Genomic DNA, 24,261 nt, shown 5'->3' with positions numbered 1-24,261 from the left:
GGCGCATCAGAATTAGACTCTTGCAGGCCAATCCCATTTACCGCCATCTTGACCCTGCACAACTTTTTGATTGAAGAACATTCCCGTTGGATTAAGCACACACAAGTCAACGCACGTTGCGTTATGAACCTGAGTGATAATTGCTGCTCTTGGTTCGCTTTTGTATTCACCGCCAGGAGTACCATAACTATAGTAGTGAACCGTGCGTCCTACTGTTGGTTGCATATTGGTTATTCACCTCCATTCGGTGGAATCTGTTCGTTTGGATCGGTTTTATACTTTTTTTCAAGCTCTGCCAGAAGTTCTGGTGGAATTTTAGGATTAAGCCCCATTATCCAACGCGCTTCTGTTGCAGCCTCTATGGTGGTAATGTAACGCTCTTTTTCGGCCAGTACGTAGTTATTAAGCTTTGCTCTCAGATCACGCTCTCGTTCCATATCAGAACGCAAATCAATCGGCGCATAATCAGCTTCAACCTGTGTTTGCACTCCACGCACTCTAACAGCCATAGAAAAAGCCCGCTTCCAGAAACGTTTGGTTACGCTCCGGGCGGACTCTACAGACTTGATATATATTTGGGTATCCACTGAGCTATATGTCTCTGTGGAACCTTGATGCCGGGATAGCAAGGTGAGAAGTGTCTTTAGACCAGTTGCCATTTGGGTATCAATGATATCAATCAATTTCTTGATGTCGATCATCGGGCCTGTATTTCCGCCCTTGAGGTATTCAACCTTTACACTATCCCAGTGGACTAAGGCGTCATCTGGATTGAGTGAGTTGAAATGGGTAAGCATCTCGTCCATTCGTTCCTTAAGCCACGCCTGTTGCGCTTTTGGGTCGTTTTTGATACTTGAAGGAATATTTTTCAACATGATTTCCTCAAGCATTGAAATGTCCAAGCGTGGATAGCCCTGGTTATGAACGACTGTCTTCAAATCCTGAAGCACCTGAAGGTGAAAGAATACAACTTGGAGCACTGGCAGGAATGGCGTTCGGCCATATGGATCATCAACCATTGGATCAAACTCTTCATAAATGAATGTCGGAGTGTCAATCTTCTTGTACTGTCCGAACCATTCTTCACCGGTCTGCCTGCTGCCCGGGTTCTTGACGTATTGCCACGGTACCAGTCTGTTCGTGACCGGCTCCCTGCGGAACCAGATCAGTGCCGGATCAACCGGAACAATATCAATGACATCATTGCATCGTTCATTCAGGACAACTTCGCCGGCACACGCCCCACGAACCATGATCATCATGCGTTGAATAGTGTCTAGCTTATCCAGGGACCGTCCGTGCTGATAACCAGGTGACGGCAATGGCGTTTCAAGCATTTCCTTAATTTCATCCAACGCCCGTTGTCCGGTCTTATCGTCGCTCCCCGACTTCTTCTTAGCTGTAAAGGTTAGCTCAGTGTCACCCATTCTAAGATAGGTATATAACGCATGCGAAATGTCCGGGTGAACAGAGATAAGCAGCTCAAGCAGTTCTTCTGCTGTATGATTCTGTAATTTGGTCAAGTCGATGTTATGGACGTTCTGGTACTTCTTCGGCAACCAGTTGAAGATACCCCAATTGTTTGAGTTGCTGGTTACTGTTGATCTGCCTACACCCATCATCTGACGCTTTACCGATGCCGGAAGCACTGCGTTTGCTAATGAATATAATGCTTTATGATACCATTTCAAGATTTCACCTCCTCAAGACATAAAAATAGAAGGCAGGAAAAGTTTCCTGACCTTCTATATTCGTTCATACTTCTATGGATTAATAATAACTTGATTTTCGTACGTTACCACTACGGATTTACCATTCTTTAATATTGAACGCTCCAGATAACTTTTTAATGACATATTCATTATTATCGATCGTTTTGTTCAATGGATGCAATCCATTTATTAAAACCTCCGCCACCCTTAGCACATCATCAAGTTGAGAATGAGAAAACTTTCTCACATTTTGATGTGCAATATTCATAATCCACCCTAAATCTTCAGATGTCGCTTTGTTCCCTTGCAATCTAAGCATTATTTCTTCGACGTGTTTCTTATCATATTCTGATATATCCACTCCAATTAACATGCTTGCTTCCCTCCACTATTAATAATTATTTTAAGTCAAGAATTCACCTTTCAAAGGTCTCCTTGATTTAAAAACACGTATTCCTTTTGATCGTATGGGCGGTTATTGACATATACAGTATCTCTCAATGGGTTAAAATCTGTTATTAACCCCACTTCCACAGGAGATCCATTGATGTCTTCGATAGAATATACATAAACATCTAACTCCATAGCCACAAAACTTTCAAATTCCTCTGTTTTTTAATTGGCTCATTTATTGTCTTCCTTTTTTTCTTTAATGAATATAAACATGATCAAAATAATAATTGTCAGTCCTGTTTTGGAAAGATATATCTATCAAAACATTTGCTTCATCGCTATTCTTACCTACTTTCACTAAAACATGTTCAAATTTATTCAATGGGAATTTAGATAAGAAGTCCTCAGCCAAGATTAGACCATCAGATATTGCAGCATCTTCTTTTTTAATTCCGCTTGGCACATTATCGTAGAAATGTTTTGCGACGATGAAGCTGATAATTTCTTCTTCTCTTGACCTTTTAATTTTATCGGTAGTTTGATAAGCTACACTGTATTTATCACAAATTATAGGTCTTAGGTATTCTCTGAAAGCTACATAATGCATAATTTCATTTGGATCATCGCCATATAAACTCATGTATTCTTTAGGTGTTTGAAGAATTGAGTTTTCAAGCGAATAGTAGTTTTCGTCTAAAAAGTTAATTGGGTATTTTTCTTTCGGAGTTACAATTAACAAGATATGACGTTTGCTATTTCCTTCAAGTCTATCAAGGTAGTCATGGATGCTCACAAAAATCCCCCTTTAATTTTACTTACACAATGCATCACGAACTTAATTCCTCTTTATTGTAACACCTCCAATACTAGGAAGCATGGACAAAAAAACAAGGTGATTTTTTGTCTCGTGCTAATATGAAAATTAATGATCTTCACTTGTTGGTGCTATTAAATCTACTACAGCGTCAGGAATGTGCTCCCTCACACCTTCCGGAAGCATCTCTCTAGTTAAATTTACTAAAGTATTCATTGCTTGCGGATTCCGCTTGCGCCAGTTTATTGATTTAACCAGTAATGATTTCACCCAGTTTTGCTTGGTTAAAAGCTGTATTTGTGACTTGAGAAATTCTATTTCGTTCCCTATATTGTTGATCTCATTTCTTAATTTCTGTTTGTCTTGAATTTCTTCTTCTAGCCTAGATTCAAACTCTTCTTGGAATTTGTTCAATTTCTCGATCAAGCTTGATATCTCATCTTTAGTAAAGTCATCTTGACCTATATCTTTAATTGAATTTTCTAATTCAGATATTTGTAAATCAACCTCTACTTTATGCTCCATAATTTCTCTTAAAATTGGGGCAGCTTTGGTTTCTGCCTCAATATTCTTTAACCACTTGTAAATAGCCGTTAATATGCCGTCTTTTCCCGTGACGACAAGACTTTCGTTTTCAGCCATTTCTCCAGGTCTTCTAACGATATTTATTTGATCTCCTGACTTAAAATAGAACTCGTATTGTGGATTGTACAAATAAGTAATTGTAACACTTAAGCCGCCTTTTTGTTCTTTTTTTGTTGAAACTTCAAAGTCTTCACTCGAAAGATATTTTGAATTAAGAGAAGATTGAATTTCCTTATTAAATGCTCTGCTAATTACCATAGTATGTTCTCCATTCATTAGAATTTGATCCAATTCTATCAAATGTTTTAGCGTTGTTAAAGAATAATTTGGTAATTATAAACGTTTGATAGTTATGCCACCTATAGAAGGTAACATTATGTGTTTAATGCTCGGCGGACGTCGCAATCTCATTTGATGGGCTATTCCGTAGCCTAAGACTCTATCATCCTTACATCCGCCTAATGTTCCCTTGCCCATAGCCTGCGGCTTACCAGCCCTATTGCGGACAAATGTCTTCATTTCACTGATCAGATTGGCATCGTTGATTCGCCATACTCCTTCGCGGATGCCTTCGATCATTGCATCAACCAGAATAGGGCGGGTAACTGTTGTTGTCGGCCATCCCGGTCTATTCTCATTGGCTCCAGCTTCTGCGTTATAGGAGTCATGATGATATAGGTTTGGATAAAATGTCACGTTCAGCAGCGTGTTAATGACACTGTGACCCACATTGTTCGTTTCAACGCCAAGCAAAGCATCGCCATACATACGACCCACATAGTCCAATTGCTTGGCATAGATGTCCAAATCCATTTGTCCGTAAACAGCAGCAACATCCTCTCCGGTCTCAGCATCAATGATATAGGCTGCCGAAGCATCGCCGCCCTCCAACCCTTCAGCTACGTCAGCTCCTATGCAGTATTCTTTGTCTGGATCATATTCGCAAAAGATTTCAAACTCTCCACGCTCATCCTCAATGAAATTAACAGTTGTCCAATCGTAACCTGTGCCTTCAATAGCAGGAGGAATAACGATTGAATACTTCGTTCCTTTTTTGGTGTGCTTCGACATAGCATCTAATTTATCTTGATTGAATACTGTTCTACCGGTGACGAGGAACGCTTCTTCTGGTGTGGACGGATACTCCTGACGAAACAGTTTCTCATCGCCTTCAAAGTCATTGCGAATTGTGTATCGCCGCCATTCAAGCTGTTCGTCAGCCAGGTCAAACTTAGTCTTAAGCTCAATTTCTTCCTTAGTGAGCTCAAAGTCAGCCGGAACCCTCATGCGATAATCTGGCATATCGAACCATGGGAAGAACAAAGGGATATAGTCATTCTTCCCTGCTACCGCGTTATCCCACATCTCTTTATAGATTTCAATACCATTTGCTGTTGATTCGATGATACCAACGGTGCGCGGTTCCTTTGATAGCGCAGCGAACAGGGAAGCAAGATGCTTCTTCTTACGGTTCTCCGGCCAGAAAGCCAACTCTGATATGTGAAGGTAATGAATTGTCTCCGAACGGGCAAGGACGCGATTCTCTGCTGACTGTACCGTGATCTTGGATTTAAGCCCCGGCTCCTTCTTACGGTCAACGTCCTTCATCGCCGGACTCTCGAATGTTAGGCGGCGGCTGTTATTCCGTTTACGCATAGGTTTGATATGCTCGGGGATGTAGTCATAGTAAAGCCGAAACATATCATAAAGGTTTTCAGATGCGCTGGAGTCCTGAGCTACGATGAACGCATTCTTTGCTTCCTGCAACGAAGATAAATAGTAGATTATGGCCTCGGTTGTCGTGGAGAACCCCATTTGCCGTGCTTTAAGAATGATGATACGCACCGGCTTGCCTGACTTGATTTGGTCGAATACTGTTTTGGCAAGCTTCTTCTGCGCCTTGTTCAGCGTGAGTGGTACGATATCCCCCGTCTTAGTCTTAATCCGCAGGAATTCAAAACAAAAGGCCTCAAAGTCATCAAGGTTTCCCTTGAGTTCTTTAAGGCCTGCTGGATTATCTCTATATTCACTTTCGATCTTTCTGTTTATTTCTCCAGCCAAATCAATGTACTTTAGCTTCGGGCCTTTCGCTCCTCCAATTGCTTCAGCAGCTTTACGGATCTGTTCATGCAGTTTAGCCAGCACATTTATTCACCGCCGCCTGTATAGAGCTTCTGCTGATCAATCAGTTGCTTCATACGTGGGTTGGCGGATATACGGATGATCGAACGGTCATAAGCTCCATCACTAGACTCTTCCTGGAATATCTCCATGAAGATGTTAATGTACTCTTGTACCAGCTCGAATTGGAACGCCTTCTCCCTTAATGCAACAAGGAACTTCATGTTCTCGCGTACCTCACGGTTAAGTGAAACGATTTCAACTACCTTTCGACGCAACTCCACTTCAAATGAATTCTGCCAGCCTTCAATAAAACTCACGTAGTTGAACTCCTCGCCGTCTTCCATGAGTTTATTTATGAGTTCATCCATCTCTTCTCTGAACAACTTCGGTAGATCGTCCACCAGTTCAAATCGATCAATGAGGCGTTTGGTTGCATCAAGGTTGGTTTGAATAATATCTATCTCCTGATGAACTGTCTTAATCACACGCCTGCGGTCAGCCACAATTGCATCTTTCTTCTTGGCTTGTTCTGCCGTCCCCTTCTCTTTGACATACTTCGCTACAGCTGTATGTGATACTTGCTCGTTAGCCCATTCAGAACATTCCTCGGCGATCGCTCGGACAGTTTTTCCGTTCCGTACTCCAGCCCACACTATTTCCTGACATCCTAATGTTTCAATCTTTGATGGTTTTGCCACTTCTCATACCCCTTTCTATTCTTGTAACGTTTGTAACGTTTTGTAACGCTTGTAATGGCACTTTGTAACGTTTGAAGCGTTACAGGTTTGAACGCATATAATGAAGCGCCTTATTCTATAAGGGTTTAGCTTGTAATTCTTGTAACGTTACAGAAGGCTTACAAGCATACATACCGTTAAGGAAAATTTTCCTGAGCAATAGAAAAAGCGCCTCATTGGGCGCTCTTGGGTAAAGATAGATTTGTTATATCTTATCATTTAAAAGATACAGATTTACTGCTTAATTTCACACTTTTTTAGCATATAGTCATGAAGGTAGATCTTTATTGTTTTCTGAATTAAATAAAATAGTCGTTATTATGTTTATTAATACTTCAGATAACCAAGCATTAGAAAGTGATATACCTAATGCAAAAATCGCAAAACTATCACTAAGCGAAGTAGAAATAAGATTAAAATATGCAAATATACACAATATAATGAAAACTAAGATTGTTCCAATCATTAAAATAGAAATGAAATGATCTAAATAATTTATTTTGTTTAGAGGCAAGAATAAATTTAATGCTCTATCTCTTACAGTATATAACATTACAAGTAACGAAAGTATTAGAGAGGTTATATTCAAAAAAGTTAAAAAAGGGAATTCATTATCAAAAACTCTAATTACACCTAGTGTTGTAAAAAAAAGAAAAGCACACATTTGTAAAAGTCTATACGTTAAGGCCATTTGTAAAGGACCTTTCAATATCACTTAAGCTTTTGATCGCTTTTGATACGTAATATCTGATATAAGTGATGTATTCGTCAAACTCTTCAGAACTTAGATAAATCCCTTCTTCGCGGGCTAGAGGTACTGCATTTATGTAATTCAGAAAGTATTTAACTTGTTCATTATCTTTTTCTTTACTCCCTGTTATTGAAAGCGCGCCGTAAAATGATTCGAAGTTTAGAGTATTAATTTCTTTATACGCAAAAGGAAGTACAGCTTCATAAACTTCAATAATTCTTGGCATAAAAAGTCTTAAGCAATTCACATCATCTTGAAACCAAATATAAACTCCACCAGGAAGATCTATATCAACTTCGAACATATCAATTTCTGCGTTTTCCTTCACGTCTTCCAAATATCTGTAATTGTGACCAGAAAGCAGTAATTCTAGACCATCTTTATTCATGATAAATTTCCTCCGATTAAATTAAAATCATGTTGTCCATTTGCATGTCGTTAAATAAAAAACTAGTTTCAGGAGTGTACCATTTTATGGCAATTGTTTGATCTGAAAGATATAAGGATACAAAGATATTAATTTCACTAATTAATCTTGTTTTAACCATACCATCCATCTGTCCTAAAAAGATAAAGTGGATTTTGTTCGGAGTAATATCAATTAAATAACCATCATTTAGATTAATGCAATTTGCATTAAACTTACCAATTTTTTTCGATATTACTCCAAAATAACTTTCAGTAATTTTAACTAATTTTGAAAATCTTATACTTTTATTCATAATAAGAGCGAAGGATATTGTCATTTTGTCCCGCCCCCCAAAATAATCTTATGTATTCTCGATATAAAAGTATGGCTGTAATCCTTGCTCTCAATTTCTTGAATACGTGAATCATACGTGGAAAAAGTTATAACATCGGTGTAAGTAATTTGTCCGCTTTCCCATTTCTCATTGCATTCAATCAGTGAAGGCAATATCCTATTTTGTTCCTCATCCGCCTTTATAGCTTCGATGATATTTTCTCTTACTGATTTCGTAAAATACTTTTTTCCCCAAGATTCTATTTCATCGTGTTTTTGTTTTTCTAATATTCTGATTTCCGCAATATCTTTTTCAATCTTTGCTAACTGATATTTTTGATTTATGAACTCCTTCATAAATGGCTCCTCTATACTATATACTCAGTCTTAATAATGGTTATTCAACATTCAGACTTTAACTCCTCTTTTTCAAAACTTTTTTCTAATTATTTGTTAGGATAACATAATAGAATAGCCGATGATGCTTTGTCTAACACTCTTATCGGGAGTGTTCCCTTAGCACGTGCCTCTGCAGAAGGCCATCGACTGTTTTTATGATGCACTTATTTATCCGTAAGTGCTTCGGTATTAAAGTTTAATAGTACGCGGTAATTTATAACATGCGGCTACCGCTAATCCGCCATGCCCCGGCTTGGGCAACAATGTGCACCTTTATTACTTCGGGGTATTCCCCTCTGTGCACTGTCTCCAATTAGTAGTTCGACCCGGTTATTTATTTACGTATCCGGTTCACGTTCTCGATCCATATCTTTAGCCGCTGAGATCACGGTTGCCCAGGAGGTGTTCGGGTATGAGTTGCGGTGTGATGTCCCGTCACAGATTGCCGCAACCAGATATGGAGTAGTACGGAAGCTCTCGCCTCGGTATCTTTATTATATTTGGCGAGTGATACCGCTACGCTACGGATAATGAAGTTATTTATGTTAAATAACAAAAAAATAACCGCTTAGGGCATCTACCCTTCGCAGTTACTCAGTTGTCTTAATCCTATTTCTCCCTCTTTGTTTCGGCCCCGTCCGTAATCGATTGTTACAAAGTCCAGAGTGCCATTGAACAGCAGTGTGTTTGCTAGTGAAGCAATGACTTTCCGGCGCTTTTCTGCGAATGTTGTTGCCTCTATGCCATATGCTACCGTTTTGTATCCTCTTCGCATGTATTCAACAGCATCTTTATACCGGAATTTTTTATCTCCAACAAAAAGTAGCTGTACAATTTTATTTTCATGTGGATCTTTTACATTATTTGCGGCGTGTGCCACGGCTTCTGTAATTTGTTTATAGAGTAGATAATTATTATGACGTGCTTCTTTAGCTATAAGTACGTTAGCTGGTAAATTTGACACTGGATCGCTAGTACTAAGACGTTTTACAGCTCCTTCTACTCCTGACATATCGAATTCATTCAAGCCATTCTGAGATTTTTGGTTTAGTACAAATTCATAACTATCCACCAATCCCTTGATGGTTCTATAGATATTCAATAACCAGATTGTTTTTCGAATATCTTCTGTATCTGCATCCTCAAAGAATTGTACTTGATAAACTTTAGAGATCAATTCAACATCATTTCTTGGATTAAAATCGCTCTCTATTGCTGGTAATACCTCAATCATGGAAAATTCTCCTCTCTACGGCTGTCTTATATATTTACTGTCAGTATAGAGTGGATTTCGTACGGTGTTACTACGGATAATTGATCTTCTGTTATTCCGTAAGCTTCCCTGCCTCGGCGCTGGAATTCTTCAAAGTCTTCATCGAACAAGTTAAAATCACTAATATCATTGTTTGGCATTCTTCTTCACTTCCTTATGTTCATATGATGGTTGTAGAGTATAAATGCGACCGTCCATTTCAATTACTGTTGGAATGCCTTTCTTGTTCTTGATGGTCGTTATCTTCGCTTGATAGATGTCCCCTGGTTTATTCTCTAAGGCGCCTTCCTCAATCAATCGCTCTAGTACCGGCTTAAGATAACTCTGTTGTTGGTCTCCGATCCAAGCCATTAGTTTATTCGAATCTATTAGCTTCATAGTGTCTTGTTCCTCTCTTTATGGGGAGCAGATTATGTAAACCTTATCCGGCCCCCGTTATCACTGGGATTATTCGGTCTGACTCGATGGCCTTCGGCCTAATCCTTCATGTGGTCCTTGATCCGGGCTTTCGGCAGCCGCATTACAGCGAATGCTCCAAAGTCCGTGAGTGCTCCCTCGCCTTCTATCGCATCCTCTGGAATCCAAATCTCACATTTGATCCGATAATAGCCTTTGGTCTTGCCTTTCTTGGCAGGTGCATGCGTTGACATGCTGCCTACGAAGGGCGCCAACACCATCACGCTGTCTTCGTTGACCTTCTTAATCTGGTCCATTGCTGCGCCTACCGATTCCTTGGAAACTCCAAATACTACTGCTTTGCTCATATCCTCTTCTCCCCCTTATACCTCTATTAGTTCTGGATTCTCGTAGATGTTGCCGATAACTTCAGCATTTTCGTTCTCAAAGTAAAGCATAGTAGAACCGTATGGATGATGACCGATTAGTTCTGCATTATATTTCCCTTTGTTGAAGGTTACTTTGTATTGCCGTATCACTTTTTCTTGAGACATCGGATTAATCCAACTCCCATCTATGATGTCTCCGTCATATATCTCCACGCCTTTCTTGTCATTTAATCCGGTGTATTGCAGCCAAACTGTGTCCTCTGAAAAATCTTCCAAGTGCGGGAAGTCCAGCAACCATTGTTCCAGCGTATGACCATAAGTCATCTTTTTGATTGTCGGCAACCATGCCTTGTATTTAATCTCTCTGCCCATCGTGTATCGTCTCCTTTGATTGGGGTCTCAGCCCCCTAAATGTCACTTTTTCGGAACTTTTGCTGTAGATCCACACTCCGGACATTCCATCCATTCTTCAATGCCGCCGCAATCGTCTCCATCAGACCATTGGTATTTCATCTCAGTCTTGCACTTTTGGCACTTCTTCACCTTTGGCTTCATGTGTCTCAGCCCCCTTATAAGTTCATCCAGCCCTGCGGCCTCCGCTGTCGCTAAGTAATGCGGTCGAATCGGAGGCCTGACGGCCAATCAGTAATACTCTCTGCCTTCGATAGACTCTGTAACTGTTCGGTTATCTTCGCCTCTCTCATTCTCAATGTCAGAGTAAGCGCCCTTTATCATCTTCACTGTTATACCGATGTCATAAAGATAGATGATCTTCTCCATCAAATCAGAATCATTAAGGACATCCTCTAAGTCGAAATGCATACCATGTTTTTGTTGAAATAAGTTTCGGCGTATTATTTTCGGTATATCGTTATCTTCCCTTGTGAGTGTCATTGGTTGCCCTTCTTTCTGTCCAAATTAATTTTCGCCTGCATGTACCCGCAGAAGAATCCAAAACAGCCTACGAACAATAGCGCTGGCACAATCACCGTTTCAAGTGTCATTGGTTATCTCCTTCCTCAACCTTCAAATATTGATTTACATTGTTCCGAAAGAACCGGTAACCCTGTTTGCTCATAATCACCACATGGATTGAATCTTGCTCGAAGGAACCGAAGTTCCGGCGGACGTATCGAATGATTGCTTTACGTATGAGCCGTTTAATCACTGGTGCTCTCCTTGGGTATAAATCCGTACTTTAGTGTTTTCAATACGCTGTTCCAGCGTGTCCGTACGTAGCCTCTTTCAGGTATAGGAAGTAGTTTTTCTAAATTTTCCATTTCATAAAGCGCAGCGGAGATATCTTCTCGTGCTTTCTCTAATTCAGCCAATAAAACAGCAGTAGCCTTTTTCAATCTATTTTGACCAGCAACATATTCCTTCAGTTCTGGCGTGGTAAAGTCTCTCGTGCCCGATTCTCTATCTACCCAGATAATGTAGTCGATATCCTTTTTGGCTTGTTCTATCATCAGTCCGCCTCCTTAACAGTCACAATTACCTCACCATCTTTGATTTCTATACTCAGCAGTTTGGATTTGGGGCTCATGCCGATCTCATCCAAGAATCTTGGAATTGGTATAGTCATTTGTTCCTTGAGAATGTTAAATTTCATGTTCGCCCTCCTTGGGTGCTGGGTCTGCTGGAATCACAATTGGTGTCCAGTGCGTATAACAATCAGACCAATCGGAATCCAGTGGATTGCCGCAATATGGCGGTTCCTGAATCGGAAACATCCACCACAGCATATCTCCCATTTCTTCATGCCATTCGTCTAATGGTCTTGCGGCAAATTGTTGTTTGATCTCTGGTGTGGGTGCTGGGGTATCTGGGTAAAGGGTGGATAATGTGCGTTGTAATTGTCCTAACACAACTTTTGCTGCCAGTGTTTTGTCACTCCATAGTTCGAGATCGTTAACCGCAAGCTGTACCGCATCTTTTAGTTGTTGTTCCCGTGCCTCTGCTGCGTCTGCTCGGTCTTCTGTTGCTGTCAGTTCATCATTGAGACCTCCCAATAAGCTGCGAAGTCTTAGTATTTCTCTACCACGTCCCGACACGATCTCTTGGAGTTCTTTGGCTTCTTGGAGCCAGTAAAGCATCGGTTCTGTCCAAGCAGGAAATGCATCATGCTTAATTGTGCCCTGAACCAAGTCCATATCCTTTTGCCAGTCCCTTTGTGTCATTGGGCTTCCTCCCCGATCCTGATCAAATCACCTTTAAACATTTCTGACTCTTTTCTGCATTCTGGATTAGGGCAAATGTGAAATGAATTGTTTTCCCTTTGTTGAATCTCGCAAATTTCATCTGAGTATGTTCCGTACTTTTTCATTGTCTCGGCATTCCAAAGTTTTGAGTAAGATTTAATCCTGCAGTGTGGACATGTATATTTCAGTTTCATGTTATATCCTCCTTGTGGGAGAGGAGGGCTATTAACCCTCTCTGTCCCTGTATCTTTAATCCATTCCCCAAACCTTGTCTTTGCAGCAGCGTAGGCAATAGCTATACCAATGACCGTGTTTATTAACGATTTTGTGTCCTAGTAATTTGCAGATGATCTTACGCATAGGTTCATACCTCTTTCTGTGCTATATCTTCGTTCGGAATGCGCATTAAGCTATTTCTATGAAACTCTCTGAAACGTCATCTTTCGAAATCTCTATCCATGTTCCGTCCTCGTTCTCCAACCGAACTTCACCACCGACTATACGGTAGTTTTCTGTATAATCGAACCACTGTGAACCTTTTTCAATAAGCATTCCGCTTTCTTCTATCGTGAAACCATCGCCGTCACATTTATCAATCGAAAAACCTTTTATACATTCGTACTTTTTCAATTTGATTCACTCCTTCGCTATATGCGTCTACTCTGCCTTTGGGAGAGGAGGGATACTCCTACTCCCTAAAATAAATGCTGTTGTATGATGGCTGTCCGGCGCTCTGCAATTTCAACATACTGTGGTCCCATTTCGATGATTGTACATTCACGGCCATTTTCTAGTGCTACCTTTAATGTTGTTCCAGATCCTCCGAACGGGTCCAATACATGACCGCCTACCGGAGCTCCGGCTAATATACATGGTTCAATGAGTTTTTCGGGGAATATAGCAAAGTGTGCTTCTGAGAACTGAGCTGTTGGCACCGTCCAAACAGATCTCTTATTCCTCATATGTGGCAATTCAAAAGTCTTAACTTCTTCTCTCAATCCCTTATTAAGTGGGTTATCTATAACTCCTTTTGATCCTCGGACCGTGAAAACCGCTTTCATATTCCCGTTTGTTTTTGCCCCGCCATTCGCTCTTACTGATCCGTTTTGTCGCTCTAGATCCTGAGATATTCTATTGATCGACGATTCTGCTAAGGGCTCCATGATTGAGTCCTTATCGTAATAATATTTCTCGGACTTTGAGAAAAAGAAAAAGTATTCATGTGCCTTCGTTGGTCTGTCCTGTACGCTCTCTGGCATACAGTTTGGTTTGCTCCAGATATTGTCCATACGGAGATACCAGCCGTCAGCTTGGAGGGCAAAGGCTACACGCCACGGAATGCCGATTAGGTCTTTATTCTTTAATCCATGAGGATTCTTTTGTATTCTTGATAATTCACTGTCTGGATCAGGAACATAGATTTCCTTTTGAGCATCTTTATTTTTCCAAGCACCTTTGCCACTTCCCGCATAACTATCCCCGTAATTCATCCAGAGGGTTCCATCTGACTTCAGTAGTCGCCATACTTCTCTAAAAACGAGTACCGAGTGAGCGACAAACATATCAGGTGAAGGCTCTAACCCTAAACATCCGGTCCATGCTGGCATAGTTACAGGTGCTAGTCCCAGCATTGGTGTATAAGTTACTTCTGGCCATTCTGTAGGCGGTATGCCATAATCACGCAAGCCCCAATATGGAGGACTAGTAACGCAAGTATTAAATGACTCAGCCGCAAGTGTCGGCATGATCTTCATGTTGTCACCTTGCAGGATCATACTTCATTCCTCCTTAGAGCTAGTAAGCGCCCCCTGTAGCGTGATATATGCCGCCTCTGCCCTCTCTCGGGGGCTGGCGGTGAGTAGAACAGATACTTCTTTTCTTGCAAGTGGAGCCATGATTTTTTTCCATTTCGCGATTTCTAGATTACGTATGTAACCAACACCATCTACCTCTATAGCCTTTGCCTGTACCTCTAGGCTGGCAGCTGGGTCATTGCAGTAGTTAGGGACGTCAGCCCATGCTTCAAGCTCCGTAATACGTTCTCCACCGAATACAATCTCCGGATATCCATCAGGAGCTGTTAATTCAAAATAGCATCTCTCTGCAACATCCTTGTCATAGTGGTAGACTGTGTACCCCATCAACTCCGCCAGCGCCCGGTTAAGCTGCTGGTCTGTCTTATCCTTTACCTGTGTCATGACTTACCCTCCCTCGGCTTGTACTTAATTTCAGCCTGTTTGTACCCACAGTAAAAACCTGATAACCCAGCAATCCATAGACAAAGGAAGATCATCATGCCTTGGCTCCCTCCATTCCGAGCATGATAACTCGCTCACCGATCCCTTTTCCCGTTATTAGGATGCCTTCAACCTCTATTGACTTACTAGGCAGATGAGCAACTTCATACCCTTTATTGCGAATTGCTTCTGCTAATGGTCCGATCATACTTGGCAGGATACCTATAGTGTCGCATCCACCATCCTTGACCAAAACCGTTATTACGATTGGCTTTTCTTGGCTCATGCCTTGTCGCTCCCTTCCTTATTTCCTAGGGCTGCTCGGGCGACTTGTCCTCTATCGCGATGGATCGCCGATGACTCGCACTCAGTATAATTACCAATGTGTTTCCATCGATGCTTATCCTCTGTTGCATAAAACTCCAGCGCCTCCTGTTGTCGGGCTATGGTCTGCTGTGCCTCTGCTAACTTAGTGTCGCGTTCTCTTAACTTCTCATTAGCACGTTTTTGAGTATCCTCGCGGTTGAATTCAAGTGACTTAATATACAGTTCGAGTTATACAGTTCGAGTTTCCCAATACGTTGTTGTGACTCTTCTAGAGCAGCCAGCATACGTTCATCCTCTGAAGGCAAAGCGACCTTTTGTAGAAATTCAGGCGCAAATGATCCACTGTACCCTTCGAGGAATACAGAATCCTGTGCAAATACTCCCTTCCCTCGCGTAAACTGATCTGACTTACACGTCCATATCTTTCCTGGTTCTTCCTCGGATTCAATGCAAGTGTGCATTACGACACGCTCACCCTTTTTAAGCTTCTTCTCTTCTATCCATTCTGGTGTCATGCTCCTTCACCTTCCTCAACAGGAATGCCGCAATTATGGCAGAATTCATACTCTGTACCATCTTCCCTACAATCCGTTATGAAGCCATAATCGAGTCCACAGCGTGTACATGGTTTCCGTTTTTCTTCAGTCACTTTAGATCTCTCCTTCATTGTTAGGCGAATTAATAAGACACTATCTCCCATACTTAGCGAGTCATTTGTGAGATTGAACAATTTGCAACTTCCACATCTCTAATTGATATACAAATTAAAATTAACCAAAAGTTCCGTATTCTTTCGAGTAATCATCCTAACTTCATTATTTAGAACCCCCTCAAAATTTATTTGTAATAAAAGAAATTGAGACTAGTATCATGAGCATATACTTTCACTAAATAGTTCATTTAGAAATTGTAGAAGAGGAGCGATAGGATGAATGCTAATATCGGCTCAAATGAGTCCTTTTTTTCGCCAAAACAAACAGAGCACTTTTTTGGTCCAGCAAATTATCCAAATCAAGATCAAATCAATTGGTGGAATAATCTCAAGAGCCTTCCTCCGGCTGAAGCCCAATCACAAATGCAACAAGCTGTAGACATTGCTCATGGGAGGATACAAAATTTAACCAATCCAAAATCCCGTTCTTTACCTGTTCCTCCTGGTGCAGTTTTGATAAAAGCGTACAAAAACACATGGTCAACTATAATTTATGGTCCAACAATAACGGGACCATTTACACCTTATTTGATATGGATAGCGCAAGTGTTTGATGCCGGTACTCCAAATCCTCCAAACCCACCGTTACCTTACATGCTATATCAAGCATTTACTTGGCCTCCTAGTACTCCGACTCCCGGTCCCGGTCCCTTTCCGCCCCCTCCTGTTTTCCAATATTTCTCTTTTAATGAACCAAATACGTGGGTCATCTCATAGCTTCAAAATTTATTTTTGTCCGGTGACATCACCGGATTTTTTTAATACTTATGAAACTTTATTAGGTCATGGAATTAATAAAAATGTTCAGGCAATATATACTCAACATATATTTAGCAATACTGCTAAATATTTTCCGCCTACTTCTCAGAGCGATGTAAATATTCTGGACTTTCATGAGTTACCTCCTCTCAACTTACTGTCTCCACGTAGGATCAAGTTTTCTACAAATACAAGTATCACGTTGTTATATGAATTATTAGGATACATATAAGAGATACTTTTTCCTAATTCTAAACTTTATGTTGGAAACCGTATTTCTGCATATTTTTAGCGCTGCGGCTGTTTCGCCATTGCTGTATCCATCCATTGTCATGTTAACTATAGTTCTTTCAGTTTCTTTCAAGGTATTGATGAATTCCTCAATCTCAATGAAACTTAGGTCTTGTTTTGTAGGTACAAGATTAGAAAAAACTAAATCATCATTGTCTGATCCTTTTATCTTACTATCTAATGACAACACTAGCTTAGGTGGTACTTTACTATGCGATGGCGTCCTTATTGCATTTACCTTACTTTCCAAATATCTAATGATGAACCCTTGAATGTAGGGATAAGCAAATGTTGAAAATTTCAATCCTGATTTCTCGTCGAACCTATCATAAGCCATTAATAATGCATAGTTCCCTTCACTAATTAGATCCTCAATATCTACAGTTCTGAAAGTTTTGCAGTGGTAATGATTGGCAATTTTCAAGACTAACTTGCGATGATCTTTTACGCATTGTTCCTTGGTACCAAGTAAGGGGTGACTATCTCTGATCCGCGATTGAACAATGGCTTGCCTTCCCATATTTAATCCTCCTAATCTTCAAAACGTTCACCATAGCTGTAAACCTTAGGTTCTTCCAATGGTCTGCCGAATACGTCAGCCATTAGTGTGGCGAATACTGCCATATCCTTTTCTTCAAAGGATTGCAGTAATTGCAGTTCCTTTGCCTTGAGGCTTCGCCCAGCTGCAGTGCTGAGCAAGTCAACAACTGGCTTAATCTGATTCTGACGTTCTTGTTTCTCACGTTCTTTCTGTTGCAGAACATTTTGTTTATGGTTAAATTCCTCCCAGTCCTTTTCGTCAAACCAGAAGTGATCACCATATTTCTCACGATATACTGAAATCCAATATTGAAGGAGTTCGTCATTCGTTTGGATCTTATCGTGACAAGGCCAGCAAACCCTGAGCCCATTTGTTTTTACGCCTCGACCCTTCCGGCCTCTAGGCCATACATGGTGAGTGGTATTTGATGCCGCTGTCTTGCAGCACGGGCATATTTCACCTTGTTCTGCAATGAGTTCATCAATTACTGCCTTAGTAAAGTCACACCGATCCTTCGAACTCTGTCCTGGTTTGTGGTGAGCAAGGATATCCTTCTTCCATTCTGGGACTTCCTTTTTAGCCTTCGGTTTATTTGATTGCAAACTTTTATATGTCTTTTTCTCTTTAACCTTCTTTTCGGGCTTCCAGAATGTCTGATGGGCCATTGCTCTTTAACACCTCTTGTAATTCAATTTAGAACTAGAAAGATGCACTTTTACTACGGTTTATGAGATTCGCTCCAAGTAACCAGCCTGTTCGAGAGTTGCATAATGGCGTTCTCTCTCATCAGCGGTGAAGTGTATTGGCAATACGGTATGTGCTGCATAAAATGCGATAGCTTCTCTGATCTCTTGTGGCTCATTGTCCAGTTCAGCAAGGTTAATCGTTTTCTCAGGCATAAGGCCCTCCATTCACATGGTCAGGAAATTTTTCCTGAAGTATATAGTTTCTCTGGCAAGTCAATGAACTTGTGATCAAATGTCACGCCCTTATCAATCCAAATATACAATCGACCTTTCCCTGCTTCTTCGAACGCCTTTGTATGCACTAGCCCAATAGGGTATGTGTACTTGGGCTGTATCTCTTCCTTTACATAGGCTTCAAGTCGAGCGATTAGATCCATAATCATGCCTCCGATATATAAAAATTACTATATTTCGTTATATCGTATTTATGTCTTCATTATAATTCCGTTATTTCGTATCGTCAACACCATAATTACGAAATTGCGGAATTATAATTCTTGTGATAGAATCTACTCACTGGAGGTGGAAGAACGCATGGTTTCAATAATTCTTAATGTACAAACACTCATTGATGATCGAGGTTGGACGCAAAAGCAACTTGCTGAGAAAACGGGTATTCGCAGAGCTGCTATAAGTGAAATATGCAATAACATGCGAACCTCAATTAACCGTGAACATCTTGAGAAAATAGCTGAGGTTCTTGAATTGAAAGACATAAAAGAATTGATAGAGTTGAAGGTGGAGCAAGAGGAATAAATCCTCTATGCTCCTTTTGTTTATTTGAACAACGTTGTGTTTTGCTTGAGATTTTCTATGAACCGCCCTTGTAGTTCAGGGAACAATACCCACGGATGAAAATCTCCATATAGATCCCGAACTGCTAATGCTACCACCTTCGTTATTGCCTCTGCGCCTGTCTTTGCCCATACAAGAACCTTCTTTCCATCGTTATCCCAGCAACAGTGTTCAGGAAAATCATCACAATATCTAACGTTTTCGAATCCACCACCAAATTGATCTATGAAATGACCTCTTAATATCCAAGCATCATTCATATTTGTTGAAGGAGAAAATCCATCATCTAAACCTACTACTATGACCAGATCATCCAGTTCTTTACCTGGAGTCATTCTAATGATTTCTTCAGCGGTCATTTTTGTTGTCCACCTCACAATTATTTTTTCTCAATCACCTTGTCTAGGTGCTTACCGCCCTCCGTTAATCACTCCGTTGCTACAAACAACGCATTTTCTGCTAGCATAGCAGTGAATTGGTTTGGATCATTCTCAGCAGCCTTTAACTGTTCTACTTTCCAAATAATCCGTGACAACTCGCCTTTATCATGTTCATCCAAATATCTTTCAATATCTTGGCTTGCGAGTACTACGTCCATTGGGGTAACTGGCACGCTCATATTTCATCTTCCCTTCTGCCTTTTTGATTATTTTATTAGCAGCCCGTTTCCGGGCAGCCTTTTCTTTTTTGACTTGATCCAGTGGAACAAATTCTCCACGTTTCTTTGTAAGTATTTCGATGCGCAAAGTAGGATAATTAGCTTGAAAGAGTTTCAGTTTTGTACGGAACACCGCCGTTTCAGCACCCTTAATGTCTATCACTCGTTCCGATCCATCCAAGTCAGTAACCAAAAAGTCTGCTATATATGTGATCTTAGGTTTTTCTTGGAGTACGTACTTGGGTTGGGTACTAAAATCTTTGATTAATCCTATTTTCTTTAACTGTAGTAAGTATTGGTAATACTCACCTTCCATTTTACTGTCAAACTTGATGCCATTAATTTTAAGGTTGTACTTTGTAACAAGCGCCGCTTCGAACAGCGTTCCGTCCGGAGTGACAATAACTTTCATTGCATTATATTTGCTCAATATCCATTCACCTGTCGTTCATGATTGACTTTGTTTTTGGCTGCATAAGCATCGGCTATCTGCTCGAATGTGAAATTGAAACCAACAAGACCGATAGCTAAAAATACATACCAAGCGTTTCTGAAGCACATTTCACGCTTTGTCTTCCCGAGCTTCTCCTCAATTTTCTCATCGCGATCTTTTTCCATGTGAAATTTCATGAGCCAATACATGGATTCCAAGAATGCACCTGTTACTTCCCCATCTAAACCTTCATCTCTCGTTTCCTCGATCGCATCCTCAGAAATATAAAGATGTTCTAGCCATCCAAAATGACCTGCGATACTCAGGAAGAAATGAACGCAATCAACGAATTCTTCCAGAAGTGGATTGATAATCTTCCCTTTTTCATCACAACGACCACAGATAACGCGTTCTCCACTAAACCAAAATCCCTTTCCGCTGCATTTCGGACATTCAATCAGGGCATCGTATCCATGCTTCGGTTCGCTGCGATCACTCCAAAACTTAAATCCCCTGTACTCATTTGCGCACTCTGCCAACTCGACTTGGAGAGCCAGTGTTCGCTTGTAAAGCAGATCCTGACCTTCCAGTCCTTTTTCTGCAACGATCTTTATATCTAGTTCTTTTTGCATGTTGTACATTTCTTCAAGAGTAAGTGTCATTCCTTATACCTCCGTTGTTCGATATGGAAGAACAATTCTATAATTTCGCTCGTCATCAGCGTCTTTGATTAAGATGGGGTTCGTCATACCCGAGTACCCTATGATAAGTTCCTTGGAATTAATGGAGTCAGCAGCTTCAAGGAAGTACTCCCCGTTAAACGCAACTTTAAATCCTTCTCCTTGAAGTGAGATGATATCTACAAATTCATTTACTTTTCCTACGCCTTCAGCTGCAGCTTTGAGTTCAATAACCTCTCCTACATGCATCCGAGTAACTTTGGACTTTTGATCTTTGATGATAATCTTCACACTCTGGAGGGCATCGATCAATAATTCCCGATTTACCCGAAGTGTCGATTGATAGTTTATTGGTACCATTCGGTCTACGTCTGGATATGTCCCCTCTAAGACCCGAGAACAAAATATGAAATTCTTCGTCGCGACTACAAGTTTCGATTGAACCAATTTAATTACTATCTTCTCCTCTGGTCCGATAAGATTCATAAGATCGGACATTGTCTTGGCTCCCACGATGATCTGCATTTCGATCAAGTTATCTGCCACTTGTACCGAAGATGACAATCTATGCCGGTCTGTACTGGTGACATTAATCATGTTGTCTTGAAACCTAACGCGAAGTCCGGTTAAAATCGGTGTCGCCTCGCTTTCTGATGCTGCATAGGCCGTCTCTTTGACTAAAACTTTTAACGCTCGTCCCTCTAGTTCTACCGAAGCACCATCGGGATCTTCGATGAATTGAGGATATTCTTCTGGATCTAAGCCAGGAAGGTCATATTTCTTTCTTCCACTCTTAATCACAGTCTCGAATCCGACTGTCTCGATATCGATTACACCTTTCATTACTTTCACGATCTCAGCGATTCTTTTCCCTGGTATAGTCGCTGAACCAGGCTTGATCAACTCATAATCATCCGAATCAATTTTTGATTGTAGAAACTGAGTTCCGTTTCCACCGGTGATGTATAGTCCGTCATGTTTTGCTTCAAAAAGAAATTCAGCCAATATCGGAATAACATTTTTTGATGGTAGGAACTTAGCCGCTTGTTCTAACGGCTTGATAAGAATATGCTTATCGATTGATATCTTCATAACTTTCCTCCTGTGTTATGCGAATTATCCCTACGTCGATTCCGCCCACCTACATGCAGCACTTCAGCAAATGGCTCTATCCTTTCTAAGATTCTCTCAGCCTTCTTTTCATGTTGACGCTGATCCATGGTCTTGGCGGCATCTTTGACGTTTATCAAGTGTTGCCGCAATTCCTTGATCGTTAGGTTCGACGTGTAAATTGTGACTAATCGCTCCATTCGGCGTTGTAGAATGGGTCCCAGTATTTCATCCCGCGTCCATGTAGTCAGGTACTCAGCTCCGATATCATCTAAGATGAGCACTGTAACGTTCTGTAAGGCCTCTAGTTTAGACAACACTGTTTCTGTCTTAGATCCAATAGCATCCTTCGCCTCAGACATAAAGTCTGGGACATAGACCATTGCAACGTCTACTCCTTGAGAAGCTAACTCCTGAGCAATCGCACCGGAGATCAAGCTTTTGCCTACACCCATTTGACCGTATAAATAAAGCCCTTTTTTGCTCTTTCCAACTTCGAAGTTCTCACATAGGTCCATAGCCTTTATGATTGCAGCAGATCTATGCGAGTCAAGATCGATACTTTCAAAAGTCGCATTCACAATGTGATCAGGAATAAAATGACTTTTAATCTTCCCCATAACCTTTTGCTGTTTCTCGTGAGAAAGGAGCAGCGGGCATTTTTGGAGCCTGTAAATTAGCCCCTTGTCATCATCTGGATTTTCCTCCACAACGCTACAGTGACCTTTGTGGTCGTTCTGACAACCAACTAAGTCTTTGCAGCCTCTACAGTTATCAAAACTAGCAAGGTGTCGTGATAACGAACCGTAATTGGTCGGATGCGTCAAATTGTCCACTCGATCAGGAAAAGCTTCTTTGATTCTTTTCGTTTCAGGGTGTTCTTTTAGCCGTTTTATTACTGCGGCTTTTCGCTCGGCAAATCCCTTTGGGATAAGTTTTTTCAGTTCATCACCTAAGTTCCCCATTCACACCACAGCCTCACGCTTGGCTTTCAAACGCTCAAGCTTTTTTTGATATTCTTCTTGATCATAATCGGGTTCAGCTTTAGTTTCAGAATCTATGACTAGATTAATTTTCTGTTCGTCTATTTTTCCGTCTTGCTCGGATAATAAATTATAAATGCGTCCTTCGCAGTACTTGATGCTTTTGATCTCGTCTCGTTTATGTTTAGGTTTAAATTTGTCAAAGGATTGATTGATGCCGTCAATGGCAACGGAGATCGGAACTCCGTCTGCAATGAGTTGATCTAAAAACAACTCGTCATTAACCGTAAGATCAAGTCCCTTTGCTCTGCGTTTGAGATAAAGGTCTGTGACTTGTTTACGATAATCAAATTCAGCAGCTTTCCGGTTGGAGTCGGCATCCCCGGCAGGAACGGCATCCTGGCTATCTGATTTGATTTTGTTTGAAAGTCCTTTGTCCATTTCAGTGTCCTCCTCTAAACAACAACTACTATTGTTTTTAATAATGTTTTTAATAATGTTTTTAGAGACGCGTTTCGCCTTACAGCCGCAAGGGTTTGAGGCACCTTCAACTTCTCGTTTTGAGAAGCCCGAGCTTCTTGTTTTGAGAAGTAACAACTTCTTGTTTTGAGAAGCCATGATGATAATTCCATGTACCTTCGATTTCTCGGGCTTCTTGTTTTGAGAAGTTCCGCCACTTTTAAAGTTGATGTTTTTACTAACTAAATCCTTGAATATTTCTTCATTCCATCCCTTTACCGGACTAATCTGCCACTGCTCATAATCTTTGTTCACCGCAAAAATATTGTTATTTTTATTCCAAACTATCACTCGACAATTGGATAGATGATCAAGTTCCTTTCGAATATTTTGGTATCCAACGCCACATAACTCGAAGTATTTGAGCAAAGGTATCGATGCTGTTTTCTTCTGACACCCATACGACAACCGCCATATGAAGAGAATGATGTCTTTCTGACGCTTGGAAAAATCACGACGTATGATTTCATTCCATATCTCGTTGGCAAGCTTTACAAAGCCATTCTCTGGTTGTGGATTCGCCAATCACCTCACCTCTGATAACTATTGCTGTACATCGTCCCATCAGCAAAATTAACTTTCATTTTCAGCTTGAGGGTGTGAATGTTCTCCTGAAGACTTTTAAACTCGTTACGCCATTTCATTGAGCGACCATAGGATTCTGCTTCAAGCACTCTAATTTCTCTTGTAGCCAACTCTGCACGCTCCTTCTTAGGTGCCTTGGCAGAAATATATGCCTCTGCATAGTCCATGTCACGCTGGACGTGAATGCGCTTGTAGAGCCTGTCGCATTCACTTGAAATTTCTCCAGCCAGTTCATGACACTGTGTAAGTAACTCAATCTTTTCTTGCAATGATGCTGGGTTGTTCTCAGGCAAAACATTAGCCTGTTTCTTCATTAAATCTACTTGCTCTATGTAAGCCGCAAGGTCGAACTCGTTTTCTTCCTCCATG

Annotated in this window: 42 protein-coding genes; 2 read left to right on the top strand and 40 right to left on the bottom strand. The window is 40.8% G+C overall.

The genetic code is table 11. The features are described 5' to 3' along the window. Positions 1-12: 12 nt before the first annotated feature. The 28 genes from NSQ91_RS14085 to NSQ91_RS13950 form a co-directional block, all read right to left on the bottom strand. Entirely contained in the window at positions 13-225 is a 213-nt protein-coding gene (locus tag NSQ91_RS14085) for a hypothetical protein (RefSeq protein WP_340918360.1), read from the bottom strand. Positions 226-230: 5 nt separating this feature from the next. Further along, positions 231-1,691: a hypothetical protein gene (locus tag NSQ91_RS14080; protein ID WP_076189991.1), complete on the bottom strand. Its 1,461-nt coding sequence runs from the start codon at positions 1,689-1,691 to the stop codon at positions 231-233. Positions 1,692-1,809: 118 nt separating this feature from the next. Then, positions 1,810-2,085, bottom strand: a complete 276-nt coding sequence (locus NSQ91_RS14075) for a hypothetical protein (RefSeq protein ID WP_076189990.1) — start codon at positions 2,083-2,085, stop codon at positions 1,810-1,812. A 276-nt stretch (positions 2,086-2,361) separates the two neighbouring features. Continuing rightward, positions 2,362-2,898: a hypothetical protein gene (locus NSQ91_RS14070; RefSeq protein ID WP_076189989.1), complete on the bottom strand. Its 537-nt coding sequence runs from the start codon at positions 2,896-2,898 to the stop codon at positions 2,362-2,364. Positions 2,899-3,027: 129 nt separating this feature from the next. Continuing rightward, entirely contained in the window at positions 3,028-3,762 is a 735-nt protein-coding gene (locus NSQ91_RS14065) for a hypothetical protein (RefSeq protein ID WP_076189988.1), read from the bottom strand. A 75-nt stretch (positions 3,763-3,837) separates the two neighbouring features. Next, the gene (locus NSQ91_RS14060) at positions 3,838-5,649 is read right to left on the bottom strand and encodes a terminase large subunit domain-containing protein (RefSeq protein ID WP_076189987.1); all 1,812 of its coding nucleotides are present in this window, start codon (positions 5,647-5,649) and stop codon (positions 3,838-3,840) included. 2 nt (positions 5,650-5,651) lie between these two features. Then, positions 5,652-6,326 (bottom strand): hypothetical protein, encoded by a 675-nt coding sequence (locus NSQ91_RS14055; RefSeq protein WP_076138813.1) that lies wholly within the window; start codon positions 6,324-6,326, stop codon positions 5,652-5,654. A gap of 713 nt (positions 6,327-7,039) precedes the next feature. Further along, positions 7,040-7,504, bottom strand: a complete 465-nt coding sequence (locus tag NSQ91_RS14050; RefSeq protein ID WP_076189985.1) for a hypothetical protein — start codon at positions 7,502-7,504, stop codon at positions 7,040-7,042. Between the two features lie 16 nt (positions 7,505-7,520). Beyond that, positions 7,521-7,862 carry a hypothetical protein gene (locus NSQ91_RS14045; RefSeq protein ID WP_076189984.1) on the bottom strand — a complete coding sequence of 114 codons (342 nt, stop codon included), beginning with the start codon at positions 7,860-7,862 and terminating at the stop codon, positions 7,521-7,523. Further along, on the bottom strand, positions 7,859-8,215 hold the full coding sequence (locus NSQ91_RS14040) for a hypothetical protein (RefSeq protein ID WP_076189983.1): 357 nt from the start codon (positions 8,213-8,215) through the stop codon (positions 7,859-7,861). The genes NSQ91_RS14045 and NSQ91_RS14040 overlap by 4 nt, the downstream gene beginning before the upstream one ends. A gap of 619 nt (positions 8,216-8,834) precedes the next feature. After that, positions 8,835-9,491 (bottom strand): hypothetical protein, encoded by a 657-nt coding sequence (locus NSQ91_RS14035; RefSeq protein ID WP_340918351.1) that lies wholly within the window; start codon positions 9,489-9,491, stop codon positions 8,835-8,837. 26 nt (positions 9,492-9,517) lie between these two features. Beyond that, on the bottom strand, positions 9,518-9,670 hold the full coding sequence (locus tag NSQ91_RS14030) for a hypothetical protein (protein ID WP_340918347.1): 153 nt from the start codon (positions 9,668-9,670) through the stop codon (positions 9,518-9,520). After that, positions 9,657-9,908 (bottom strand): hypothetical protein, encoded by a 252-nt coding sequence (locus NSQ91_RS14025; RefSeq protein WP_340918344.1) that lies wholly within the window; start codon positions 9,906-9,908, stop codon positions 9,657-9,659. Before NSQ91_RS14025 ends, NSQ91_RS14030 begins: the two co-directional genes overlap by 14 nt. Positions 9,909-10,006: 98 nt before the next feature. Continuing rightward, the gene (locus NSQ91_RS14020; protein WP_340918341.1) at positions 10,007-10,294 is read right to left on the bottom strand and encodes a hypothetical protein; all 288 of its coding nucleotides are present in this window, start codon (positions 10,292-10,294) and stop codon (positions 10,007-10,009) included. Positions 10,295-10,309: 15 nt separating this feature from the next. Continuing rightward, positions 10,310-10,687 carry a YopX family protein gene (locus tag NSQ91_RS14015; protein WP_340918338.1) on the bottom strand — a complete coding sequence of 126 codons (378 nt, stop codon included), beginning with the start codon at positions 10,685-10,687 and terminating at the stop codon, positions 10,310-10,312. Between the two features lie 42 nt (positions 10,688-10,729). After that, positions 10,730-10,870, bottom strand: coding sequence for a hypothetical protein (locus tag NSQ91_RS14010; protein WP_340918336.1), 141 nt, complete (start codon positions 10,868-10,870; stop codon positions 10,730-10,732). An 87-nt stretch (positions 10,871-10,957) separates the two neighbouring features. Next, complete coding sequence (locus tag NSQ91_RS14005) at positions 10,958-11,209, bottom strand: hypothetical protein (protein WP_076304718.1); 252 nt, start codon at positions 11,207-11,209, stop codon at positions 10,958-10,960. A 106-nt stretch (positions 11,210-11,315) separates the two neighbouring features. Then, positions 11,316-11,483 carry a hypothetical protein gene (locus NSQ91_RS14000; protein WP_340918333.1) on the bottom strand — a complete coding sequence of 56 codons (168 nt, stop codon included), beginning with the start codon at positions 11,481-11,483 and terminating at the stop codon, positions 11,316-11,318. Further along, on the bottom strand, positions 11,476-11,784 hold the full coding sequence (locus tag NSQ91_RS13995) for a hypothetical protein (protein WP_340918329.1): 309 nt from the start codon (positions 11,782-11,784) through the stop codon (positions 11,476-11,478). The genes NSQ91_RS14000 and NSQ91_RS13995 overlap by 8 nt, the downstream gene beginning before the upstream one ends. After that, the gene (locus tag NSQ91_RS13990) at positions 11,784-11,927 is read right to left on the bottom strand and encodes a hypothetical protein (RefSeq protein WP_340918327.1); all 144 of its coding nucleotides are present in this window, start codon (positions 11,925-11,927) and stop codon (positions 11,784-11,786) included. Before NSQ91_RS13990 ends, NSQ91_RS13995 begins: the two co-directional genes overlap by 1 nt. Further along, positions 11,917-12,495, bottom strand: coding sequence for a hypothetical protein (locus NSQ91_RS13985; protein WP_340918325.1), 579 nt, complete (start codon positions 12,493-12,495; stop codon positions 11,917-11,919). The genes NSQ91_RS13990 and NSQ91_RS13985 overlap by 11 nt, the downstream gene beginning before the upstream one ends. Continuing rightward, positions 12,492-12,710 (bottom strand): hypothetical protein, encoded by a 219-nt coding sequence (locus NSQ91_RS13980; RefSeq protein ID WP_076298317.1) that lies wholly within the window; start codon positions 12,708-12,710, stop codon positions 12,492-12,494. Before NSQ91_RS13980 ends, NSQ91_RS13985 begins: the two co-directional genes overlap by 4 nt. Positions 12,711-12,921: 211 nt before the next feature. Further along, complete coding sequence (locus NSQ91_RS13975) at positions 12,922-13,146, bottom strand: hypothetical protein (RefSeq protein WP_340918320.1); 225 nt, start codon at positions 13,144-13,146, stop codon at positions 12,922-12,924. 65 nt (positions 13,147-13,211) lie between these two features. Further along, a complete protein-coding gene (locus NSQ91_RS13970) occupies positions 13,212-14,291 on the bottom strand; it encodes a DNA-methyltransferase (RefSeq protein ID WP_340918318.1) in 1,080 nt (359 codons plus the stop codon). 3 nt (positions 14,292-14,294) lie between these two features. Next, positions 14,295-14,714, bottom strand: coding sequence for a hypothetical protein (locus NSQ91_RS13965; protein ID WP_340918315.1), 420 nt, complete (start codon positions 14,712-14,714; stop codon positions 14,295-14,297). A gap of 94 nt (positions 14,715-14,808) precedes the next feature. Beyond that, on the bottom strand, positions 14,809-15,039 hold the full coding sequence (locus NSQ91_RS13960) for a hypothetical protein (protein WP_340918312.1): 231 nt from the start codon (positions 15,037-15,039) through the stop codon (positions 14,809-14,811). 199 nt (positions 15,040-15,238) lie between these two features. Next, entirely contained in the window at positions 15,239-15,595 is a 357-nt protein-coding gene (locus NSQ91_RS13955) for a hypothetical protein (protein ID WP_340918310.1), read from the bottom strand. Further along, positions 15,592-15,729 (bottom strand): hypothetical protein, encoded by a 138-nt coding sequence (locus tag NSQ91_RS13950; protein WP_179086243.1) that lies wholly within the window; start codon positions 15,727-15,729, stop codon positions 15,592-15,594. The genes NSQ91_RS13955 and NSQ91_RS13950 overlap by 4 nt, the downstream gene beginning before the upstream one ends. Before the next feature lie 279 nt (positions 15,730-16,008). Between NSQ91_RS13950 and NSQ91_RS13945 the strand changes: the two genes are divergently transcribed. Next, entirely contained in the window at positions 16,009-16,509 is a 501-nt protein-coding gene (locus NSQ91_RS13945) for a hypothetical protein (RefSeq protein ID WP_076189970.1), read from the top strand. A 259-nt stretch (positions 16,510-16,768) separates the two neighbouring features. Here NSQ91_RS13945 and NSQ91_RS13940 read toward each other — a convergent pair whose 3' ends face one another. From NSQ91_RS13940 to NSQ91_RS13925, 4 genes are read right to left on the bottom strand one after another with little or no spacing between them, the layout of a single operon-like run. After that, positions 16,769-17,362: a sigma-70 family RNA polymerase sigma factor gene (locus NSQ91_RS13940; protein ID WP_340918306.1), complete on the bottom strand. Its 594-nt coding sequence runs from the start codon at positions 17,360-17,362 to the stop codon at positions 16,769-16,771. 11 nt (positions 17,363-17,373) lie between these two features. Next, positions 17,374-18,048, bottom strand: coding sequence for an HNH endonuclease (locus tag NSQ91_RS13935; protein ID WP_076189968.1), 675 nt, complete (start codon positions 18,046-18,048; stop codon positions 17,374-17,376). A 60-nt stretch (positions 18,049-18,108) separates the two neighbouring features. Continuing rightward, positions 18,109-18,282 (bottom strand): hypothetical protein, encoded by a 174-nt coding sequence (locus NSQ91_RS13930; protein ID WP_179086242.1) that lies wholly within the window; start codon positions 18,280-18,282, stop codon positions 18,109-18,111. A gap of 20 nt (positions 18,283-18,302) precedes the next feature. Continuing rightward, positions 18,303-18,506, bottom strand: coding sequence for a hypothetical protein (locus tag NSQ91_RS13925; RefSeq protein WP_076189967.1), 204 nt, complete (start codon positions 18,504-18,506; stop codon positions 18,303-18,305). Between the two features lie 157 nt (positions 18,507-18,663). Between NSQ91_RS13925 and NSQ91_RS13920 the strand changes: the two genes are divergently transcribed. Then, positions 18,664-18,885, top strand: coding sequence for a helix-turn-helix domain-containing protein (locus tag NSQ91_RS13920; protein WP_076189966.1), 222 nt, complete (start codon positions 18,664-18,666; stop codon positions 18,883-18,885). 20 nt (positions 18,886-18,905) lie between these two features. Here NSQ91_RS13920 and NSQ91_RS13915 read toward each other — a convergent pair whose 3' ends face one another. From NSQ91_RS13915 to NSQ91_RS13880, 8 genes are all read right to left on the bottom strand, one after another. Then, entirely contained in the window at positions 18,906-19,283 is a 378-nt protein-coding gene (locus NSQ91_RS13915; protein ID WP_076189965.1) for a hypothetical protein, read from the bottom strand. A 68-nt stretch (positions 19,284-19,351) separates the two neighbouring features. Continuing rightward, complete coding sequence (locus NSQ91_RS13910; RefSeq protein WP_340918300.1) at positions 19,352-19,543, bottom strand: hypothetical protein; 192 nt, start codon at positions 19,541-19,543, stop codon at positions 19,352-19,354. Beyond that, positions 19,491-20,012: a DUF1064 domain-containing protein gene (locus NSQ91_RS13905; protein ID WP_076189964.1), complete on the bottom strand. Its 522-nt coding sequence runs from the start codon at positions 20,010-20,012 to the stop codon at positions 19,491-19,493. Before NSQ91_RS13905 ends, NSQ91_RS13910 begins: the two co-directional genes overlap by 53 nt. Next, complete coding sequence (locus tag NSQ91_RS13900; protein ID WP_340918292.1) at positions 20,009-20,677, bottom strand: dUTP diphosphatase; 669 nt, start codon at positions 20,675-20,677, stop codon at positions 20,009-20,011. Before NSQ91_RS13900 ends, NSQ91_RS13905 begins: the two co-directional genes overlap by 4 nt. A 3-nt stretch (positions 20,678-20,680) precedes the next feature. Further along, entirely contained in the window at positions 20,681-21,787 is a 1,107-nt protein-coding gene (gene dnaN / locus NSQ91_RS13895; RefSeq protein ID WP_340918290.1) for a DNA polymerase III subunit beta, read from the bottom strand. After that, the gene (locus tag NSQ91_RS13890; protein WP_340918288.1) at positions 21,784-22,770 is read right to left on the bottom strand and encodes an ATP-binding protein; all 987 of its coding nucleotides are present in this window, start codon (positions 22,768-22,770) and stop codon (positions 21,784-21,786) included. The genes dnaN and NSQ91_RS13890 overlap by 4 nt, the downstream gene beginning before the upstream one ends. Next, the gene (locus NSQ91_RS13885) at positions 22,771-23,832 is read right to left on the bottom strand and encodes a replication protein (protein WP_340918285.1); all 1,062 of its coding nucleotides are present in this window, start codon (positions 23,830-23,832) and stop codon (positions 22,771-22,773) included. Positions 23,833-23,837: 5 nt separating this feature from the next. After that, positions 23,838-24,260, bottom strand: coding sequence for a hypothetical protein (locus NSQ91_RS13880; RefSeq protein ID WP_339248107.1), 423 nt, complete (start codon positions 24,258-24,260; stop codon positions 23,838-23,840). Position 24,261: the final 1 nt, after the last annotated feature.

This window comes from Paenibacillus sp. FSL R7-0048 (assembly GCF_038004505.1).
Lineage (GTDB): Bacteria > Bacillota > Bacilli > Paenibacillales > Paenibacillaceae > Paenibacillus_AQ > Paenibacillus_AQ odorifer.
Note: the sequence above shows the minus strand (reverse complement) of the source record. Positions and strands in the feature narration are given on the sequence as shown.